This is a genomic window from Variovorax sp. 05L425 (assembly GCF_056397705.1).
Map to the genome: position 1 here is coordinate 1 of NZ_JBFTNY010000022.1, position 20330 is coordinate 20330.

General features: G+C 66.4%; 21 protein-coding genes. 11 read left to right on the forward strand and 10 right to left on the reverse strand.

The features are described 5' to 3' along the window. The coding region (locus AC1DN9_RS22645) for a tripartite tricarboxylate transporter permease (RefSeq protein WP_478103862.1) at window positions 1-198 on the reverse strand (198 nt) is incomplete at its 3' end. 9 nt (window positions 199-207) lie between these two features. Continuing rightward, on the reverse strand, window positions 208-696 hold the full coding sequence (locus AC1DN9_RS22650; RefSeq protein ID WP_478103864.1) for a tripartite tricarboxylate transporter TctB family protein: 489 nt from the start codon (window positions 694-696) through the stop codon (window positions 208-210). Window positions 697-842: 146 nt separating this feature from the next. On the opposite strand from AC1DN9_RS22650, the gene AC1DN9_RS22655 reads away from it, so the two are divergent. Next, window positions 843-1634: a ParB N-terminal domain-containing protein gene (locus AC1DN9_RS22655; protein ID WP_478103865.1), complete on the forward strand. Its 792-nt coding sequence runs from the start codon at window positions 843-845 to the stop codon at window positions 1632-1634. 277 nt (window positions 1635-1911) lie between these two features. Here AC1DN9_RS22655 and AC1DN9_RS22660 read toward each other — a convergent pair whose 3' ends face one another. The 4 genes from AC1DN9_RS22660 to AC1DN9_RS22675 all read right to left on the reverse strand — a co-directional run bounded on the left by AC1DN9_RS22660 (window position 1912) and on the right by AC1DN9_RS22675 (window position 5280). Continuing rightward, the gene (locus AC1DN9_RS22660; RefSeq protein ID WP_478103867.1) at window positions 1912-2067 is read right to left on the reverse strand and encodes a hypothetical protein; all 156 of its coding nucleotides are present in this window, start codon (window positions 2065-2067) and stop codon (window positions 1912-1914) included. A 135-nt stretch (window positions 2068-2202) separates the two neighbouring features. After that, window positions 2203-3990, reverse strand: a complete 1788-nt coding sequence (gene tfpB / locus AC1DN9_RS22665) for a type IV pilus assembly ATPase TfpB (protein ID WP_478103868.1) — start codon at window positions 3988-3990, stop codon at window positions 2203-2205. Window positions 3991-3997: 7 nt separating this feature from the next. Continuing rightward, entirely contained in the window at window positions 3998-4750 is a 753-nt protein-coding gene (locus tag AC1DN9_RS22670) for a class I SAM-dependent methyltransferase (RefSeq protein ID WP_478103869.1), read from the reverse strand. Next, window positions 4747-5280: a DNA-deoxyinosine glycosylase gene (locus AC1DN9_RS22675; RefSeq protein WP_478103870.1), complete on the reverse strand. Its 534-nt coding sequence runs from the start codon at window positions 5278-5280 to the stop codon at window positions 4747-4749. Before AC1DN9_RS22675 ends, AC1DN9_RS22670 begins: the two co-directional genes overlap by 4 nt. Before the next feature lie 47 nt (window positions 5281-5327). Between AC1DN9_RS22675 and AC1DN9_RS22680 the strand changes: the two genes are divergently transcribed. Then, window positions 5328-6155 (forward strand): mechanosensitive ion channel family protein, encoded by an 828-nt coding sequence (locus tag AC1DN9_RS22680; RefSeq protein WP_478103872.1) that lies wholly within the window; start codon window positions 5328-5330, stop codon window positions 6153-6155. Between the two features lie 46 nt (window positions 6156-6201). Here the strand turns inward: AC1DN9_RS22680 and AC1DN9_RS22685 are convergent, their stop codons facing one another. Beyond that, complete coding sequence (locus AC1DN9_RS22685) at window positions 6202-6543, reverse strand: hypothetical protein (protein ID WP_478103873.1); 342 nt, start codon at window positions 6541-6543, stop codon at window positions 6202-6204. A 122-nt stretch (window positions 6544-6665) separates the two neighbouring features. Continuing rightward, entirely contained in the window at window positions 6666-7526 is an 861-nt protein-coding gene (locus AC1DN9_RS22690) for a TatD family hydrolase (protein WP_478103874.1), read from the reverse strand. A gap of 86 nt (window positions 7527-7612) precedes the next feature. Between AC1DN9_RS22690 and AC1DN9_RS22695 the strand changes: the two genes are divergently transcribed. From AC1DN9_RS22695 to AC1DN9_RS22725, 7 genes are all read left to right on the forward strand, one after another. Beyond that, entirely contained in the window at window positions 7613-8644 is a 1032-nt protein-coding gene (locus AC1DN9_RS22695; protein WP_478103876.1) for a S1C family serine protease, read from the forward strand. Between the two features lie 38 nt (window positions 8645-8682). Then, on the forward strand, window positions 8683-9693 hold the full coding sequence (locus AC1DN9_RS22700; RefSeq protein ID WP_478103877.1) for an AAA family ATPase: 1011 nt from the start codon (window positions 8683-8685) through the stop codon (window positions 9691-9693). After that, complete coding sequence (locus tag AC1DN9_RS22705) at window positions 9674-10666, forward strand: DUF58 domain-containing protein (protein ID WP_478103878.1); 993 nt, start codon at window positions 9674-9676, stop codon at window positions 10664-10666. The genes AC1DN9_RS22700 and AC1DN9_RS22705 overlap by 20 nt, the downstream gene beginning before the upstream one ends. Beyond that, window positions 10663-11703, forward strand: a complete 1041-nt coding sequence (locus AC1DN9_RS22710; RefSeq protein WP_478103879.1) for a VWA domain-containing protein — start codon at window positions 10663-10665, stop codon at window positions 11701-11703. The genes AC1DN9_RS22705 and AC1DN9_RS22710 overlap by 4 nt, the downstream gene beginning before the upstream one ends. Window positions 11704-11864: 161 nt before the next feature. Further along, complete coding sequence (gene aspT, locus AC1DN9_RS22715) at window positions 11865-13577, forward strand: aspartate-alanine antiporter (RefSeq protein ID WP_478103880.1); 1713 nt, start codon at window positions 11865-11867, stop codon at window positions 13575-13577. Between the two features lie 32 nt (window positions 13578-13609). Next, the gene (aspT, locus tag AC1DN9_RS22720) at window positions 13610-15298 is read left to right on the forward strand and encodes an aspartate-alanine antiporter (RefSeq protein ID WP_478103882.1); all 1689 of its coding nucleotides are present in this window, start codon (window positions 13610-13612) and stop codon (window positions 15296-15298) included. A gap of 27 nt (window positions 15299-15325) precedes the next feature. Beyond that, window positions 15326-16084, forward strand: coding sequence for an SDR family NAD(P)-dependent oxidoreductase (locus AC1DN9_RS22725; RefSeq protein WP_478103883.1), 759 nt, complete (start codon window positions 15326-15328; stop codon window positions 16082-16084). Between the two features lie 9 nt (window positions 16085-16093). On the opposite strand, the gene pdxR is transcribed toward AC1DN9_RS22725, so the two are convergent. Then, window positions 16094-17527, reverse strand: a complete 1434-nt coding sequence (gene pdxR / locus AC1DN9_RS22730) for a MocR-like pyridoxine biosynthesis transcription factor PdxR (protein ID WP_478103884.1) — start codon at window positions 17525-17527, stop codon at window positions 16094-16096. Between the two features lie 105 nt (window positions 17528-17632). Between pdxR and AC1DN9_RS22735 the strand changes: the two genes are divergently transcribed. Both AC1DN9_RS22735 and AC1DN9_RS22740 read left to right on the forward strand, forming a co-directional pair. Then, complete coding sequence (locus tag AC1DN9_RS22735) at window positions 17633-18073, forward strand: carboxymuconolactone decarboxylase family protein (protein WP_478103886.1); 441 nt, start codon at window positions 17633-17635, stop codon at window positions 18071-18073. A 12-nt stretch (window positions 18074-18085) separates the two neighbouring features. Beyond that, window positions 18086-19675, forward strand: coding sequence for an MFS transporter (locus tag AC1DN9_RS22740; RefSeq protein ID WP_478103887.1), 1590 nt, complete (start codon window positions 18086-18088; stop codon window positions 19673-19675). Here AC1DN9_RS22740 and lolD read toward each other — a convergent pair. Then, a complete protein-coding gene (gene lolD, locus AC1DN9_RS22745) occupies window positions 19632-20327 on the reverse strand; it encodes a lipoprotein-releasing ABC transporter ATP-binding protein LolD (RefSeq protein WP_478103976.1) in 696 nt (231 codons plus the stop codon). The genes AC1DN9_RS22740 and lolD overlap by 44 nt on opposite strands. Window positions 20328-20330 lie beyond the last annotated feature (3 nt).

A 20330-nucleotide genomic window follows, 5' to 3' on the forward strand; every position in this document is an offset into this window, starting at 1 on the left:
GCCGGCCAGCATGATCAGCGCCGACACGGGCGGCAGCGCGTAGGTGGCGGGCAGCAGCATCGCGATGGTCGCCACCGGGCCGATGCCCGGGAGCACGCCGATCAGCGTGCCCAGGATGCAGCCGACCAGGCAATACAGCAGGTTGGTGAAGGTGAACGCGACACCAAAGCCGAGAGAGAGATTTGCAACGAGATCCATTTGTCGTCCTCAACCCGTAATGAAGGTGGGCCACACCTGGATCTGAAGCTTCAACGCCCAGATGAATGCGATGTAGCTGCCGACGGCCAGTACTGTTGCGAGAACGAGCACCTTGCGCAGATCGAATTCGCTGCCGGCAAGGCTGGCGATCAGCACGAGCGCGTAGATCGCGATGATCATGCCCATGGCGGGCACGCCGAAGCTCGGCAGTCCGCCGAGCAGCACGCCGAACGCGAGGTTGGCGCCGATGATGTAGACCACCTGCTTCCAGGCCCACTTGCCGATCTTCTCGCCGTCTTCCGTCTCGACCGTGAGGCCGGAGAACATGATGGCAAGGCCGATAACGGCCATGAGTATGCCGAGCATCAGGGGGAAGTAGCCGGGGCCCATGCGCGCGCCGTTGCCGACGTTGTAGGTCGTCGCGCCCCAGGCAAAAGCGACTCCGACGACGGCGAACATCACCCCCGAGAAGAAGTCTTTCTGACTCTTGATTTTCACGATCAGTCTCCACGAATGAATTCGATGGGCGATTGTGTGGTCAGCCAAGAGTCAGGTTGATGTGGGTTCCACCTACCGGAAATCGAGGGTTATCCCGGGCTCCCTACAATGCGGCCCCTTTTGCCCGCCCCCCGAATCCGCACGCCATGGACATCGTCGTCAACGAAGAACTCAAAGCCTATATCGATCCGCTGACCGAGGAGGAAGAGGAAGCGCTCGAACGCAGCATCCTCGCGGAAGGTTGCCGCGATGCGCTCGTCCTTTGGGGCGACGTGCTGGTCGACGGCCACAACCGCTATCGCATCTGCCGCAAGCACGAGCTGCCTTTCCAGACTGTGCAGAACACGCGCTTCCGATCGATCGAGGACGTGCACCTGTGGATGATCGATCAGCACCTGGGTCGCCGCAGCATCTCGGATTTCCAGCGCGGCGTGCTCGCGCTGCGAAAGCGGGAAATCGTCGCCGACAGGCGCACGCGCGCAGCAGGTGCATCCAGCGACGAGCCGTCTTCCGCGGCACCCGCCGAGGCAGTCGCGGACACGGGCACGCACCCACCGCTCGACAGCCGCGAAGCGCTCGCCAAGGCGGCACGCCTGAGCAGCAATCAGGTCGTGATGATCGAGAAGATCCAGAAGCAGGCTGCGCCGGAAGTGGTCGCCGCCGTGAAGTCCGGCACCATCTCGATCAACGCGGCGGCCGCGGTGGCGACCTTGCCTCCCGAGGAGCAGGTCGCCGCGGCGAATGCGGGCAAGGATGAACTGAAGCAGGCAGCCAAGAGAGCCCGCGAATCCCGGCGAAAGCCTCGCGAGGAACCCGCAGCGACGTCGCAGGACGCGGCGGAACTCGATGAATTGCAGACCCTGAGACAACGTGTGGCCGAACTGACGGCCGAGAACGAAGCGCTGCGTCGGCAACTGGCCGCGCTGGCGGCCGCCTAGGGCCTGTTCACACTACTTCCGGGGATCGCGTTGCCGTGCAAAGGGGCTGGATGCAAGGCGCCCGCGCGCAGCAAGGCTGTGGCCTTGCAAGCGTGGGCAACGCCGCAGACGGCCCCTTTGCACGACAACCCGAAGGGAAGGTATGCCAGGACGGGCCACTCGGCGTTGCGCTCCTTGCATGTGCCAACGCACATGCGGCGTCGCGCGCCTTGATTGACCCGTCCTGGCATACCTTCGCGACCCCGGAAGTAGTGTGAACAGGCCCTAGCCTCCGGCGTCAGTGCGCGCCGTGAAAGGAGTCTGAAGCTTTCTTGAGATGACTGGCCAGTTCGCGGCGGAACTTGGCCGTGTCATGCTGGTTGATGAGGTCGATCACCCAGCCGCCCGCCACGACCAGTGCCAGCACGCCAATCGTCAAAACTTCGGAATTCATCTTGATCTCCCGGATCGTTGGGAGACTCCACTTTGCGACGGTCGCGGCCCTTTGGGAATCATCCAAAATGCCGATGTTGCTATCCGCGCCGAGTGTGAATTTTTTCCTTGTTCCGGCCTGGGGCCAGAAGTCGGATCACTCCAGCGGCGGCGTCGCGCTCAGCACTTCTTCGATGGTGGTGACTCCTTCGGCCACGCGCAGCGCGCCGGCCAGGCGCAACGGCCGCATGCCGTCGGCCACGGCCTGCCGCCTGAGCGAAGTCATGTTCGGCTCCTTCGTGATTTCGCTCTTGAAGGCTTCGGTCACGCTGAGCAGTTCGTAAAGGCCCATGCGGCCCATGTAGCCCGTCATGCGGCAGTCCACGCAGCCGACCGGCTTGTAGGCACGCACCGAGCCGCTGATCTGCCAGGGCGATACGAACTCGGCGAGTTTCTCGCGCGTCACCGTCTCATCAGGCGCCTTGCAATGCGTGCACAGCGTGCGTACCAGCCGCTGGGCCAGCACGCCGAGCATCACGGCGTTGATCAGGTAGGAAGGCACACCCAACTCCATCAGGCGCGTGATCGCGCTCGGCGCATCGTTGGTGTGCAGGGTGCTGAAGACCAGGTGGCCGGTCAGCGCCGCCTGCACCGCCATCTCCGCCGTTGCGAGGTCGCGGATTTCGCCGACCATGATGATGTCCGGGTCCTGCCGCATCAGCGCACGCAGACCTTCGGTGAAGCCGAAGTCGAGCTGCGGCTGCACCTGCGTCTGGTTGAAGGACGGCTCGATCATTTCGATCGGGTCTTCGACCGTGCTCACGTTGACCTCTTCGGTCGCAACGCGCTTGAGCGTCGAGTACAGCGTCGTGGTCTTGCCCGAGCCCGTCGGGCCGGTCACCAGGATGATGCCGTGCGGCCGCGTCACGAGGTGCTCCCAGCGCCGCGCGTCGTGCTGCGCGAAGCCCAGTGCGTCCAGGTCCTTGACCGCCGTGTCGGGGTCGAAGATGCGCATCACCATCTTTTCGCCGAACGCCGTCGGCAGCGTCGACAGGCGCATTTCAACCTCGTCGCCGCGCATGTTGCGGGTCTTGATGCGGCCGTCGAGCGGCCGGCGCTTCTCGACCACGTCCATGCGGCCGAGGAGCTTGATGCGCGACACCATCGCGTTCATCACGCCCATCGGCATCTGGTAGGCGGGATGCAGGACGCCGTCGATGCGGAAGCGGATCACGCCCTGGTCACGCCGAGGCTCGAGATGGATGTCGCTTGCGCGCTGGTCGAAGGCGTATTGCCAGAGCCAGTCGACCACCTGCACCACGCTCTGGTCGTTGGCGTCGAGCTGCTTGGTGCTCTTGCCGAGCTCGACCAACTGTTCGAAGCTGGCGCCGCCCGTGTTCGAGCCCGCCTTCTGCGCGGCCCGAACCGACTTGGCGAGCGCGAAGAACTCCGCCGTGTAGCGCTGGATGTCGGTCGGATTGGCGACCACCCGCCGCACCGATCGCCGCGACTGGCGCTCGACTTCGGCGATCCAGTCCGTGAGGAAGGGCTCGGAAGTGGCCACCACCACTTCGCTCGGCGTCACCTGCACCGGGAGCACCTTGTGCCGTTCCGCGTAGGCCGCGCTCATGGTGTCCGCGACCTTTCCCACGTCGACCTTCAGCGGATCGATGCGCAGATAGGTGAGCCCCGCGCGGGCGGCGAGCCACTGCGTGAGCATCTCCAGGTCGAGCGGCTTGCCGTCGCTTTCGCGCGTCATCGCGACGTTCGCGAGCCGCACCAGCGGCGGCTGGCGGCTCTCGGCCTGGGCGCAGCGTGCGATCGTGCGCTTGGCCTCCGGCGGCGAGATGACGCCGTCCTTGGCGAGCCATTCGATCAGGTGGCGCAGGTCGAGCGGACCCTCGTGGCGCGACGGGGCGTGCGGGGCGGCGGAGACAGCACTCATGGATGAATCAGGTTTTCGCTTCGTGCGGTTTGAACACCCGGAGCCACTTCGGGGCAGGCAGGCGCCAGCGAGTCTGGATGGTTTGGGCGCGCTCGGCAAGCGCGGGACGCTTCAGCCGGCTCGCATTGCGCTGGGCGAGCACGACGGTGTTGCCCTCGCGCGTCGGCTTGAACGCCCAGATCGCGTCTTCGCCGAAAGCGGCCGAGATTTTCTCCAGGCTGCGCTCGTAGCTTGAAGAACGGCCGAAGAGATTGACGGTCATGCAGCCGTCCTCGGTCAGCAAGGCGCGGCAGTCGGCATAGAAGTCCTCGCTGTCGAGCACGGGCGCGGCGGCCTCGTGGTCATAGAGGTCGACCTGGAGCGCATCGACCGTGCCCAGCCATTGCGGCTTGCGGATCTCGGTCGCGGCGTCGGCGATCACGATCTCCAGCTTGCCGTCGTCCGGCGGCAGCTTGAACCAGCCGCGACATGCCGCGACAACCTGGGGATTGAGCTCGATCGCCGTGGTGCGCATGCGCAGCGCCTTGCGGCAGAACTTGGTGAGGCTCGCGGCGCCCAGGCCGAGCTGCATTGCATGGCGCTTCGGCACGCTGGCGTCGTCGACGAAGAGCAGCCACGCCATCATGCGCTGCACGTATTCGAGCTCGATCTCGAAGGGCGCATCGAGCTTCATCGAGCCCTGCACCCACTCGGTGCCCAGATGCAGATAGCGCACGTCTCCCCAATCGGAGAAGTTGACCTCGGGGAGAGCGACCTTCATGGGATGACCAGATACCTTTCAAACACTTCGCGCCAAGCCTGCACCTTGCGCTCGAAACTCCACGATGCGTTGGCCGGGCTCGACGAAGGCAATCGATGAACCGGAACGCCCAGCGTCAGGGTGTGCCTGGCGTGCCGGAAACTCTCGCCGCCGTTGTGGGCGATGGCCGCGAGTTTCGGCAGCCGAAGACTCGCGATGTCGTTGGCGACCGCGTCGCGGATCGCCGAATCCAGGCTGCCCTCGCGCCGGCAACTCGCATACACATCCCACACGCCCAACCCGCGGTCGACCAACCACTTGCTACGCTTTTGATAGCTATCTTCGCCCGCTGGCAGCGGGTTTCCGGGCCACAGAGCCTGCAAAATTTTCCAGAAGTGATTCTGCGGGTGCGCATAATACTGCTGCTGCGCGATCGACCGGGCGCCTGGAAAGCTGCCGAGGATCAACAAGGCGGTGTTGCCAGACACGATCGGTGCAAGCCCCGTGAGCACGACTTTCGCGTCGCCTGGGCGCGGAGTCGGCTTATCCATAACGATGGCTGGTTTGCAGAAGCACCGGCACCTGTGAGGAAACGAGCATGAATACGGAAGCGATCTGGGTTTTCCTGACGACGCAAGGGGTGGATTTTGGCCTGAAAGTGATCGGCGCCATCGTCGCCTGGGTCATCGGGCGATGGCTGATCGGCATCGCGCAGCGGCTGACGGCCAAGGCGCTCGAGCGCGGCAGGAAGCTGGATGCAACGCTGAGCAACTACCTCGTACAGATCCTCGGGGTCGTGCTCACCATCGTCCTGATCCTCGCGATCCTCGACATGTTCGGCATCCGGACGACCTCGTTCGCCGTGCTGCTCGCCGGCGCCGGCCTGGCGATCGGCACCGCCTGGGGCGGCCTGCTCACGCATTTCGCGGCGGGCGTGTTCCTGCAGGTGCTGCGCCCTTACGGGGTCGGGGATTTCGTCACCGTGGGCGGCGGCACGACCGGCACCGTGAAGGAACTCGGCCTCTTCGGCACGACGCTGATTTCGCCGGACAACACCATCATCACCGTGGGCAACAACAAGGTGCTGTCGGAGACGATCCAGAACTTCAGCCAACTGAAATGGCGCCGGGTCGACACCACGGCCAAGATCGCCAATGGCGTCGACGTGAACAAGGCCATCGAGTTGCTCAAGGCGGCGGTGGGCAAGATCCCCAATGTGTCGACCGAGCAGCCGGCCGACATCGAGATCCTCCAGTTCACGCCCGAGGGGCCGCTGCTTGCCGTACGGCCCTACACGCACACGGACCACTACTGGCAGGTGTATTTCGACACGCACCGCGCCATCGTCCAGACCTTCGGCGCCGCGGGCTATCCGACGCCGGAAACACCGATCGCGCACCGCACCGTCACGCCGGCCGCGGCCTGAAAAAAAGCCCGCACAGGCGGGCTTTTCGTTGGAGGGCCGGGAAAGCTCAGGGCTTGGCTTTCTTGGCGGCTTCGTTCTGCTCGGTGCCCGGAATCTTCTCGCCGATCTTGTCACCGACCTTGCGCGTGCCCGATGCCGCGTCGCTGGCCACGTCCCCGACGGCGTCGCCAGCCTTCTTGGCGCCCTTCTCGGTCGCATGCGCGGCCTTCTTGGTTCCGCTCTTTGTGGCATCCCAAGCCTTCTCTGTGCCTTTCTTGGTCGAATCCCAGGCCTTGTCGGCGTCCTTCTCCAGCTTCTGGGTTTCAGTCTGCGCGACGGCCGACATGCCCACGCAAGCAAAGGCCAGGGCCAGAGCGGCCGGCAGGGTGCGAACGATGATTTTGCTCATTGGAAGCTCCTTTATGGATTGCAGTGACAGACCAGTCACTTTGACGCAACGCTGTCGCGGAGTCAAAGGATGACACCGAACGCCAGCCTCGACGCCCGGCAAACGCAAGTCGAGCGCTTGGCCTACGCGCCTTGCGCCATCGCATCCGACACACCGATCAGCGCGGACAGACGCGGCAGCGCGGCCACGGCGTTGCGCGTCGTCGCCCCGGCCAAAACCGCGATCGGGATGCCGCGCAGTTCCGCCACGACTGCGGCGATGCGCGGCAGCTCGCCCGGTTCGTTGCGTCCCTGGGGCTCGCCGGCGTCGCGCTGGGCCTGCGTGCGGTAGAGCCAGTGCGGCTGGATGTCGGGTGCATCGGTTTCCATCACGATCGCGTCCAGCGGCAGCGTGGCCGCGAGGCGGCGCAGTTGGAGCGCGCGTTCGAAGGTCACCGCACCGCCGAAGCCCAGCTTGAGGCCCAGTTCGATGCAGGCCTGCGCCTGCTGCTCGCTGCCGTTGAAGGCGTGCGCGATCCCCTTCCACTTCTGCCCCGGCGCCACCTGACGAAGGTGCTTGAGCACCTTGTCCACGGAACGGCGCACGTGAATGATCACCGGCAGATCGTGCTTGCGTGCGAGTTGCAACTGAGTGTGAAAAAAATGCGCCTGCCTGTCGGGGTCCAGTCCTTCGACGAAGAAGTCGAGCCCGATTTCGCCGACCGCCACCAGCCGGGGATCGTCGCGCCGCCGTTCGAGTTCGGCATCGAGCAGCGCCAGGTGCTCGTCCAAGGCCTGGCCGGTGCACATCGGGTGGATGCCGAGCGCATAGGCGTCGCCCTGAAGATGCGCCAGTTCGCGCACCGTCTCGAAATTGAACGCTGCCACTGCGGGGATGACGCAAAGTGCCACGTTCAGGCTCGCCGCGCGCGCCCGGATCCGGGGCATTTCGGCGCCGAACTCGGGCGCGTCCAGATGGCAATGGGTATCGACAAAGGCGACCATCTTGCGATGATGCCCGAACGGATGCACAGCCGCGGAAAGCGTGCTACCGTGCCTCCTCAAGCGTTCTCTTTTGCCGGAGGTGCCCGATGCGCAGGCCAGCTTTCTACAGCCGCTCGCCCCGTGGGCCGCAGGATGCGGCCGTGCCCGGCGCGCCTGAAACACCGGAGACTTCCGACGCGTCCGACACCTCCGATTCGCACGACGGGGCGGGCACGTCGGTCCCGATGCCGCCCGCCCGGGTTGCCGCCAGGCGCTGGCAACCCGGGCGCCGGAGCCTCGCAGCGCTGCTCGTGCTCTGCGTGGGCCTCGGCGCCGGCGGTGCGATGCTATGGCCGCACCAGGCCACGCGCACGCTCACGCAGAAGGACATCGACGCAGCGGTGCTGCGCACGCTGCAGACCACGACGCTCCCCTCGCCTGCCGCCAAGGCAGCGGACATCATTCGGCCGTCGGTGGTGCGCGTGGTGGGCTACGGCACCGAGAAGACCACGCCCGACGCCAAGACCGAGAAGCGCGGGCGCAACCTTGCCAAGGGCAAGCCGCCGGAAGCCCCTCCCGACGAGGGCCCGGGACAGCTCGTGGAGCGCGGTGTCGGCACCGGCGTCGTGATCGTCGACAAGGGCATCATCCTCACCAACCTGCACGTGGTCGCCGGCGCGGAGTCCATCCACGTCACCTTCGCCGACGGGCTGGAGTCGGCCGCCACCATCACCGGCGTGCAGCCCGAGAACGACCTCGCGGTGCTGCAGGCGCAGAAACTGCCCGACGACCTCATTCCGGCCACGATGCGCTCGACTGCGGACCTCCAGCCCGGCGATCAGGTCGCGGCGGTCGGATTCCCGTTCGGCATCGGACCCTCGGTCTCCGCGGGCGTGGTGTCGGGACTGAATCGCTCGTTCCGCTCGCCCGAGGGCAAGCAGGAGCTGGGCAACCTCATCCAGTTCGATGCCGCGGCCAATCCCGGCAACTCTGGCGGCCCGCTCGTCAACATGAACGGCGAAGTGCTCGGCATCGTGACGGCCATCCTCAACCCGACCCAGCAGCGCACCTTCATCGGCATCGGTTTTGCAGTGCCGATCGAGAACGCCGCAACCGCCGCCGGCTCACCACCCTTCTGAGCCCTTCTGATTCCGATCACTCGAAGAAAGCAAAAGGCATGACCACAGAGACCGAACCGACTTCCGCTGCCACGGCCGAGCTGATGGAGCAGATCCTCTATCAGGTCAAGCGCGTCGTCGTCGGGCAGGACCGATTCCTCGAACGCGTGATGGTCGCCATGCTGGCGGGAGGGCACCTGCTGGTCGAGGGCGTGCCGGGCCTGGCCAAGACGCTCACGGTCCGGACGCTGGCCGACACCGTGCGCGGGCGGTTCAAGCGCATCCAGTTCACGCCCGACCTGGTCCCGGCGGACCTGGTGGGCACGCGCATCTACAACCAGAAGACGGGAGACTTCAGCACCTCGCTCGGCCCGGTCTTCGCCAACCTGCTGCTGGCCGACGAAATCAACCGTGCGCCGGCCAAGGTGCAAAGCGCGCTGCTCGAAGTGATGCAGGAACGCCAGGTCACCATTGCCGGCGAATCGCACAAGGTGCCGCGTCCTTTCCTCGTGATGGCGACGCAGAACCCGATCGAGACCGAAGGCACCTACCCGCTGCCGGAAGCGCAGGTCGACCGGTTCATGATGAAGGTGCTGGTCGACTACCCGAGCGACGAGGAAGAGTTCGTGATCGTCGAGCGCGTGATCGGACCGCCTGTCGAGGCGGCCGCGGTCGCGACCACCGACCAGCTTGCGGCCCTGCAGGCCGAAGCCCGCCGCGTGTACGTCGACCCTTCGCTGATCCAGTACGCGGTCAGGCTCGTGTCAGCCACCCGAACGCCCGAGCGGCATGGACTGAAGGACATGCGCCGCTTCATCACTTTCGGCGCCAGTCCCCGCGCCAGCATCAACCTGACCGAAGGCGCGCGCGCCCTGGCCCTCTTGCGAGGCCGGAGCTATGCGCTGCCCGAGGACATGACCGCGCTGGTGCCCGACGTGCTGCGCCATCGCGTGACGATGTCTTACGAAGGACTCTCCGAAGGGCTGACGCCCGACAGCCTGATCGACAGGATCATGAGGGCAGTGCCCGCACCCGCCAAACCGCTCGAACATGAAAAGCTGGTGGCCTAGGCGCGCGAAAGCGGCCAATGACGAGGCGCTCGCGGCGGCCGATGCCGCGGCGAGCGGCGTCGAGCGCGCGCTTCGCCGACTCGAATGGACGGTGATCCGCCGACTCGACGGTCTGTTGCAGGGCGACTACCGCACGCTGATGCGCGGCGCCGGCCTCGATCTGGCCGACCTGCGTGAATACCAGCACCACGACGACGTCCGGCACATCGACTGGAACGTGACCGCGCGCCTGCAGACCCCGCACGTGCGCGTCTTCACCGAAGACCGCGAGATGGCCGCATGGTTCGTTCTCGACCTGAGCCGCTCGGTCGATTTCGGCTCGGGCCTCCGGGCCAAGCGCGAGATCTCGGCCGGCTTCGTCGGGGTCATCGCCCGGCTGCTCACGCGCCACGGCAATCGCGTCGGCGCGATGGTCTACGGCAACGACGTGGAGGCGGTGATTCCTCCACGCTGCGGCCGGCGGCATGTGCTGCACCTGCTGCACGCCATGGAGCGGCGCGCGGCCAAGGTCGCGCCCGATCAGAAGGGCATGACCCGCCTCGCCGAGTTGCTCCGGTCCGCCGCCGTGCTGACGCCGCGCCGTTCGACCGTCTTCGTGGTGTCCGACTTCATGAGCGAGCCCGGCTGGGAAAAGCCGCTCGCGCATCTGGTCCAGCGCCATGACGTCGTGGCGGTGCGCCTCTTCGATCCGCTCGAACTCGAACTGCCCGACCTCGGACTGGTGCCTTTGCGCGATGCCGAAACCGGCGAGCAGCTCTGGGTCGACACGCATGACGCGGGCTTCCGCAAGCGCTTCGCACGCATCGCCTCGGAACGCGAAGCCACACTGCGCGCGGCGCTGGCGAAGATCGGCGTCGATACGCTCGAACTTTCGACCGACGACGACCTCGTGGAAGCCATCGTGCGTTTCGCCGACATGCGCAAGCGCCGCGTGCGTACCGGGCCGTCCAACTCCAAGGCGGTGGCAGCATGAATTTCCTGTGGCCCCAATTCCTCTGGCTGCTGCTGGCACTACCGCTGCTGGTGCTGCTGTACCTGTGGCTGATACGCCGCAAGAAAAAGCTGGCGCTGCGCTATGCCAGCCTGTCGATCGTGCGCGAGGCCATGAGCACCGGCCAGACCTTTCGCCGTCACGTTCCTCCCCTCCTGTTCATGCTGGCGCTGGCCGCCATGCTGATCGCCGCCGCGCGGCCGATGGCGGTGGTGGTGCTGCCGTCGAACCAGCAGACCATCATCCTCGCGATGGACGTGTCCGGCAGCATGCGCGCGGCCGACGTCCAGCCCAACCGGCTGGTGGCCGCGCAAGAGGCGGCCAAGAGCTTCCTGAAGGAGTTGCCGCGCACCGTGAAGGTCGGCGTCGTCGCCTTCGCCGGCAGCGCGCAGGTGGCGCAGTTGCCAACCACCAACCGCGAGGACCTGGTCACGGCGATCGACTCCTTCCAGCTGCAGCGGGCGACCGCGACCGGCAATGCCATCGTCGTCTCATTGGCCACGCTGTTCCCGGACGCAGGCATCGACATCTCCGACTTCGGCCCGCAACCCCGCGAGCGCGGCGTGTCGCTTGACCGCGCTGGCAAGCCGCAGCCGAAGGACTTCACGCCGGTCGCGCCGGGTTCCTACACATCGGCCGCGATCATCATGCTGACGGACGGCCAGCGCACCACCGGCGTTGATCCGCTCGATGCCGCCAAGGCCGCGGCGGATCGGGGCGTGCGCGTCTACACGGTGGGCATCGGCACGGTCGACGGCGAGACCATCGGCTTCGAGGGCTGGTCGATGCGCGTGCGGCTCGACGAGGAAACGCTCAAGGCGATCGCCAACAAGACGTCGGCCGAGTACTTCTACGCGGGCACGGCGACCGATCTCAAGAAGGTCTACAGCTCGCTCAGTTCGCGCCTCACCGTCGAGAAGAAGGAGACCGAAATCTCCGCGCTCTTCGCGATGGGCGCGGCTGCCCTGGCGCTGCTTTCGGCGGGGCTTTCGCTGCTCTGGTTCAACCGCATCCTCTGACATCGCCGGCGCCCTTTTGCACCTTGGTGCATCGAGAAATGCCCCTTGGAGCACGTAGGCGCCGGGCCCGCCTCCCGCAATAATTCCCGCAGTCCCGGCGGCGAATCCGGGACAGGGGAGTCTCATCCGCGAGACAGCGGCGGCACCGGAGGATCAGGTTCGTGATCAGTGAGTTCGTCGACATCCTGCGCGCACATCCGGAGATCGCACTCTTCCTGGTGCTCGCCCTCGGCTATGCCTTCGGCCAGATCCGCTTCGGCCCCATCCAGCTCGGCGGTGTATGCGGCACGCTGATCGTTGCGCTGCTCGTGGGCCAACTCGGCATCACGCTCGCGGACAGCGTGAAGAACACCTTCTTCATGCTCTTCATCTTCGCGCTCGGCTATGCCGGCGGGCCGCAATTCTTTGCCAACCTCGATGCCAAGGGGCTTCGCATGGGACTGCTCTGTCTGGTCGAAGTCGTCGTCGTCATCGGGCTGGTCGTCAGCGCGAGCCGCTTCTTCGGCTTCGACCAGGGCACGGCCGCCGGCCTGATGGCCGGCGCCGCGACCGAATCGGCCGTGGTCGGCACGGCCACCGATGCGATCTCCAAGCTGGCGCTTCCGCCTGACGAGATCCGTCAGTTGCAGGCCAACGTGGTGACGGCCTATTCGATCACCTACGTGTTCGGCCTGATCGCGATCGTGGTGACCACGAGCCAGATCTTTCCGCTGGTGCTGCGCATCAACCTTCGCGAAGAAGCGGACAAGCTCTGGCGCGCGATGGGCGGCGGGGAAGACGATGCAGCCACGCTGGCAACACCCGAGATGGTCGGCCGGGTGTTCCAGGTCACCGCTGCGCACGGGCGCACGGTGGGGGAACTGATGGCGCCCCTGCAGCGGCGCGCCGGCATCGAGCGGGTAATGCGCGGCGACCGGATCCTGGAGATCACGTCGTCGCTTCGTCTCGAAGCCGGCGACCAGGTGCTGGTGCTCGGCCAACGCCCTGCGATGGTCACGCTCGCGAGTCAGTTGGGCCCGGAGTTCGCGGACACCGCCGCCTTCGACGTGGTGGTCGAAACCGCCGAGGTGATGCTCAGCCAGCCCGAGTGGGTCGACCGCGAGTTGCGCGACCTGAAGGCCGATCGCATCGGCGAGATCAGCCATCTCCCGCGCCTGCCGCAGAACGTCCACGTCGTCGGCGTGATCCGCGACGGCCACACGATGCCGCTCCTGCCGGATCTCAAGCTGAAGAAGCGCGACGTGCTGAAGGTCTTCGGTCCCGCCGCCGACATGCCGAGGGTCGTGCCGATCTTCGGCGTGCGCGTCGTCCGGTCGACCAAGAGCAACATCAGCTACATGGCGGCGGGCATCCTCCTGGGCGTCTTCATCGGCGGCTTCAGCGTCAAGATCGGCGGCATTCCCTTCGCGCTCGGCACCGGCGGCGGCGCACTGCTCACCGGGCTTGCCTTCGGCTGGTTCCAGGCGAGAAATCCGCACCGGCTGAGCATTCCCGAAGACGCGCTCGCACTGATGAAGGACATCGGCCTGGCTACCTTCATCGCTTGCGTCGGCCTCGCCTCGGGACCGCAGGCGCTCACGCTCATCCGCAAGTTCGGCGTCGCGCTGCCCCTGCTCGGGATTGCCATCGCGGTGCTTCCGGCATGCATTTCGCTCTTCATCGGTCGCCGCCTGCTCAAGATCGAGACACCGGTGCTGCTCGGCGCGATCGCCGGGCAGCAGTGCAGCACACCCGCGTTGAGCGCCATCCAGAATGTGGCCGGCAACACGACGCCGCTGCTGGGCTACACGATCACCTACGCCATTTCGAATGTGGTTCTGCCGTTGATGGGCCCGCTGATCGTGGGCATCGTCGGCGTGCTGCAGGCGAAGTGACCCCATCAACCTGAAGACAGGAAGGATCGCTCATGGAATGGCTGCACGATCTCTTCAAGAGATCACCGGAGATGGCGCTCTTCCTTTCCCTGGCGCTGGGCTACTACATCGGCAAGCTGAAGTTCGGCAAGTTCCAGCTGGGCGGCGTGGCCGGTTCGCTGCTGGTCGCGGTGGTTGTCAGCCAGGTTGGCGTGAAGATCGACGACGGCGTCAAGGCGGTGCTTTTCGCGCTCTTCATCTACGCAGTCGGCTTCGAAAGCGGACCGCAGTTCTTCAGCTCGCTCGGCAAGCGCTCGGTCAAGGAAATCGTGCTCGCCCTCGTGATGGCTGTCACTGGCCTCGCCACCGTGATCGTCATGGCAAAGCTGTACAGCCTCGACAAAGGCCTCGCAGCGGGGGTTGCGGCGGGCGGCCTGACGCAGTCCGCCGTCATCGGTACCGCCGGCGACGCCATTGCCAAGCTGGGGCTTGCCCCGGACGAGATGACGCGCCTTCAAGGCAACGTGGCCATCGGCTATGCAGTCACCTACGTCTTCGGCTCTTTCGGCGCGATCATCATCTGCGTCAACATCCTGCCGAAGTTCATGGGCCGCTCGATCCGCGACGATGCCATCGCGGCCGAGACCGCCATGCAGGCCGGCGCCGCAGTGCTCGGGCCCGACCAGGACGCCGCAGCCCCCGCGCTGGTGGGCCGCATCTACGAACTCACGACCGATCTCCAGCGAACGGTGGCCGAGATCGAATACGAGAATCCCACCGCAACCATCACCGTCGAAAAGGTCAAGCGCGACGGCAAGTTCATCGAGGTCGGCCCACAACTGAAGCTGCGCAAGGGCGATGTGGTTCTCGTCGTCGGGCGGCGCGCGGCGGTGGTGGAAGGCGCCTCCAAGGTGGGCAAGGAGCTCTACGACGTCGACGGCATGGAACTCACCATGCAGAAGCGCGAGATCGTGCTGACCAACAAGGCGTTGGATCACAAGACGATCGGCCAGATTCGCGACGAGACCGCGGGCGGCGCGCGCCACGGCATCTTCGTCATCAGGATCAGCCGCATGGGCAAGGACCTGCCGATGGAGTCCGCCACCGTCGTGCAGGTCGGCGACATGGTGACGATCTTCGGCGCGGAGCAGGACGTCAAGCGCGTGTCGACGCGCATCGGCGAGGTCATCGTTCCGAGCACGAAGACCGATTTCGTCTACCTCGGCGCGGGGCTCGTGGTCGGCTTGCTGGTCGGCCTGCTGAGCGTCAGGATCGGCGGCATTCCGCTGACGCTCGGCAGCGGCGGCGGCGCGTTGCTGTCGGGCCTGCTCTTCGGCTGGTATCGGGCCAGGCGCCAGACTTTCGGCGCCCTGCCCGGCGGCGCGGTGCAGTTGCTCAAGGATTTCGGGCTCGCGAGCTTCGTGGTGGTCGTGGGGCTCTCGTCCGGCCTTCAGGCGGTCGAGACCATCAGGCAGCTCGGGCTGACGATCTTCGGGGTCGGCGTCGTGGTCACGATCGTGCCGATGATCATCACGATGCTGATCGGCCGCTACGTTCTGCGTTACGACAACGCGGCGACCTTCGCGGGCGCGCTGTCGGGTTCGCGCAGCGCCAATCCGGCCTTCGGCGAGGTCCTGGACAAGGCGGAGAACGCGATCCCGACCGTGCCATTCGCGATCACGTACGCACTGGCCAACGTGTTTCTCACGCTGCTCGGTCCGCTCATCATTGCGCTGGCGTAAGACACTTGCACCAAGGAGTGAATCAAGATGTTTGATCTGACGGGGAAAGTAGCGCTCGTGACGGGCGGCAACGGCGGCATCGGCCTCGGCATGGCGCAGGGCTTGGCCAAGGCCGGGGCGCGCGTGGTGATCGCGGCGCGCAATGCACAGAAGTCGGCGGCCGCGGTCGAGGCGTTGAAGGCGCTGGGCAGCGACAGCTTCGCGCTCGCGGCCGACGTGACCCATGAGGAATCGGTGCGGGCCTTGTTCGATCAGCTCGCGGCGCGCTGCGGACGGCTGGATATCCTCGTCAACAACGCCGGCACGACGGTGCGCAAGCCGGTGGACCAACTCGCGCTGGCCGAGTGGAACCAGGTGATGGACACCAACCTCACGAGCGCCTTTCTCTGCTGCCGCGCCGCGCATCCGCATCTGAAGGCGGCCGGCGGCGGCAAGATCATCAACATCGGCTCGATGATGTCGATCTTCGGCGCGCCCTATGCGCCGGCCTATGGCGCCAGCAAGGGCGGGATCGTGCAGCTGACCCGCGCGATGGCCGCATCGTGGGCAGAGGACGACATACAGGTCAATGCGGTACTGCCGGGTTGGATCCAGACGGAGCTGACCGACGGCGCGCGCGCCCAGGTGCCGGGACTCAACGAGCGCGTGATTGCGCGCACCGCGGCGGGACGCTGGGGCCAGCCCGAGGATCTCGCCGGCATCGCGGTGTTCCTCGCGAGCGCGGCGTCGAACTTCGTGACCGGAACGGCCATTCCGGTCGATGGCGGCTATTCAATCGCGGCCTGAATCACAGCCTCAGGCCATCTGCGCGAGGATGTCGCGCAGCCTGTCGAGCGACGGATCGATGTCCTCTGTCTCGATGGCGCCGAAGCCCATCATCAGGCCCTGTCGCGCCGGGCCGGCGTGGTGGAACCCGTCGAGGCTGTAGAGCCCGACATCGACGCGCCGCGCCAGTCGCAACAGCATGTCCATGTCGATCGGCCGCCGGCACAGCGCCGCAAGGTGGATGCCCGCCGTGGCCGGCACGAGTTCGAACCAGGAAGAAAGGTCGCCTTCGAAGCGCCGGATGATGCGTTCGCGCCGCTCGGCGTAGACCGCATGGCAGCGACGGATGTGCCTGAGCAGATCGCCGTCGGCGATGAACTTCGCGAGTGCCGACTGGGCCGGTGTCGACGTGTGCCAGTCGCTCAGGTGCTTGGCGACGCAGACCGCCTGCAGGATCGCCTGCGGCGCGATGAGGTAGCCCAGGCGCAACTCCGGCGACAGCGTCTTGGAGAAGGTGCCGACAAATGCGACGCAGCCCTGCGTGTCCATGCTCTGGAGTGAGTCGGTCGGCCGGCCCTCGTAGCGGAATTCGCAGTCGTAGTCATCCTCGATGACGATGGCGCCGAGTTCGTGGGCGCGCGCCAGCAGCGCCTCGCGGCGCCGCGCACTCATCGGCATGCCGAGCGGAAACTGGTGCGCGGGCGTCACGTAGATGAGCCGCGTGCCGTCGGGTATCCGATCCACCCTCATTCCTTCGGCATCGACCGGAATGCCAGCCACCTGGGCGCCCTGCGCGCTGAACAGCAGACGCGCGGGCGGATAGCCGGGCTCCTCGACGGCGACCGTGCTGCCGGGCTCGACGAGCACCCGCGCCACCAGGTCCAGTGCCTGCTGCGCGCCGTTGGTGACGAGGATGTCGTCCACCCCGCAGTGCACGCCCCTCGAGAAAGCCGCATGCCGCGCGATCGCATCACGCAACGCCGGCAGGCCTTCCACCGGCCCGTACATCCCGCGCGAACGGGTGCCTTCGCGCAGCGCATGCAGAACGCAACGGCGCCAGTCGGCGTGCGGAAACAGGCTGCGGGCCGGTGCGCCTCCGATGTACTCGTAGCGCGAATTGCCGGCGGGCGCGGGGTGCCGCAAGGGCGTGTCCATGCTGCGCCAGCGCTCGACCGTCGCGGCGCCGGCAAAACGCACACCGGCCTCCGGCGCCACCCTGGGCCTGACGTCGCCGGCGACGAAGGTCCCGCTGCCGACGCGGCCGACCAGGAGTTTGTCGTAGGTGAGCCTGCCATAGGCCTCGCCGACCGTCTTGCGCGACAGGCCGAGTTGTTCGGCCAGCAGGCGCGAGGGTGGCAGTCGTTCGCCCGCCGCCAGGCGGCCCGAACGGATGGCCTCCTTCAGCTGCCGGTAAAGCTGCCCGGTCAGGTCCTTGTCACCGTCGATGACGACGTGCAGCTCCATGCGATTGGCCTCCTGCAAATGGCTGGAATTGGCCGCCCGTGAAGGGGGCTGCGGTTTTTAGCATGGAGGCACTCGCAACAACCAACCAACCACCGGAGCGACACCATGGAACAAAGGATCGATTTTTACAAGGCCTCTCCCGACGCCCTCAAGGGCCTGATCGCACTCGAGGTCGCCGTCGGCAAGCTCGGCCTCGAACCGGCACTGCTCGACCTCGTGAAGCTGCGTGCATCGCAGATCAACGGCTGCGCATTCTGCGTCGACCTGCATGCCAGCGACCTGCGCAAGAAGGGCGAGACGGAACGCCGCATCTACGCCGTTTCCGTCTGGCGCGAAACGCCCTTCTTCACGCCGCGCGAACGCGCCGCGCTGGCCTGGACCGAGGCCATCACCAACATTGCGACCAGCCGCGCGCCCGATGCCGACTACGACAGCCTTCGCGCCGAGTTCAGCGAGAGCGAGATGGTGAACCTCACCCTCGCAATCGGCGTGATCAACACCTGGAACCGTCTCTCGATCGGCTTCCGCAAGACGTTGACGGCCTGAGCCTGAAACGCCATGGCCTCGCCATCCGTCCCGCCCTGGTCGCAGAAACTGCCGCTGTACGCCCTGATCGCGGCACTGCCTTTCAGCGACTTCCTGCAGACCGGCATCATGGCTTTCAACGCCGCGCCGGTGATGGGCGGCATCGGGGCGAGCCCGGAGGAATACAGCCTCGTCGCCACGCTCTACGCCGTGATCGCGATCGGCGCGATCATGATGCATCGGTGGCTGATCGAGCGCCTGGGCTGGCGTCGCCTGCTGCTGATTGCCAGCGCCCTGTTCGCCCTGGGCGCGATGGCCTGCGCGTTGAGCGGCAACCTCGTCCAGTTCGGCCTGGGCCGCGCATCGATGGCGCTGGGTTGCTCATCCTTCATGACCGCCGGCCGCGTGCTGGTGAACCACATACCGCCCTCGCCGCGTCGCTTCACCGGCATCAAGTTCTTTGCTTCCGGACTTGCGTGGGGCATCGTCGCTGGGCCCGTGGTGGCGTCGACGGCGCTCGCGCTGCAGGGCTGGCGCACGGCATTCGTTGTGCTTCTCGTGCCCGCAGCCTTGGTGGCGACATTGGCCCACTGCGCCCTGGACGATCGGCGGGACCTCGCCGAAACAGCCTCCCAGCCGCATCCCATCGGCCTGCTCGCGCTCATGGGCGGCAGCTTCCTGCTTCTGCATGCATTGCAGCGCTCGAGCTTCGATTTCTTCGCCGGCGCCGCCACTGTCGCCGCCGCGGCAGCGCTTGCTCTGCCGGCGCTATGGATCTTCGTGTGGCTGGACATGCGGCGCGCGAAGCCGCTCATCCGATTCGGGGCGCTCGGGCAGCGGCGCTACATCGCCGGACTTGCGATGTTCGGCCTTTGCTACGTCGTGCTCGGCGCCAACAACATGATGCTGCCGGTGCTGCTGCAAAGGGCGCTCGGCCTGCCGCTGGAAGTCATCGGCCGCTACCTGGGGATGGGAGCGCTGGCCGGCGTCGTGAGCTGGATCGTCCTGTCACGGCTGCTGCCGCGCAGCCAAGGTCCGACGCGCTATTACGTTGCGGGTTTCACTGCACTGCTGTTGTGCGGCTGGCAGCTCTCTCGCCTGAGCGAAGCGGCCCATCCGATGCTCGGTGCCATGCCGGCGCTGCTGTGCAACGGCGCCTTCGTGATCGTCGTCCTGGCGACGACGGCGATGCAGACCTTCCAGACGCTGCAGCGCGACGAAGCGACGTTCTCGAACGCCAACCAGGTGAAGAACATGCTGGGCCAATTCGGCGTGGCTGCTGGCACGGCGCTCGCCACCCTGTGCATGCAGTGGCGCAGCAGCGTGCACTTCGAGCGCTTGAACGAAAGCCTGTCGCCGTCCAATCCCGCCGTGCAGCAGGCGCTCGAACAGATGACGCGTCATTTTTCAGGCACACAGGCCGCCTTCGACGCGCCTCGTCTGGCGATGGCGCAGCTTGGGCTGCAGGCCACGCAGGAAGCGACCTTCATGGCCGCGCTCGACTATTTTCATGGCGTGGCGCTGGTGGCTGCGGCCTGTCTCTCGCTGGTGCTGTTCGGGCGGCTGGTCCGCGGTGCGCTCACGCGGCGGGCGGCGGTCCGTTCGCGAGCCGCCCCGCTGTGAGGCGCAACACGCGGTCGCATCGCGCGGCCAGGCTCTCATCGTGCGTGACCATCACGAAGGCCGTATTTCGCTCATGCGCCAGCCGCAGCATGAGTGCGAACACGCTGTCCGCGGTGGCCCGGTCGAGGTTGCCGGTGGGTTCGTCGGCCAGCACGCAATCGGGTTGCGTGACCAGTGCGCGCGCGATGGCGACGCGCTGGCGTTCTCCCCCCGAGAGTTCGGCGGGGCGGTGCTGGACGCGCTCCCCGAGCCCCACCGCCGTGAGCATCGCCACCGCCGCTTCGTTCGCCTCGGCGGGCGGCATGCGACGGATCTTCAGCGGCATCGCGACGTTGTCGAGCGCGCTGAATTCCGGCAGCAGATGATGGAACTGGTAGACGAAACCCAGATGGCGATTGCGCAGGCGCCCCTGCTCGGCCGCGTCGACGTGCGCGATGTTTTCGCCGTGCAGTTCGACGCTGCCGGCTGTCGGCGCGTCGAGACCGCCCATCAGGTGGAGCAACGTGCTCTTGCCCGAACCCGAAGCGCCGACGATCGCCAGCGTCTCGCCGGCATGCACGTCGAGGTCGACGCCATGGAGCACGGTGAGATCAATCCGGCCTTCGTGGAAACGCTTGGTCAGTCCGCGGACCTTCAGCACCACGTCATTCATCGG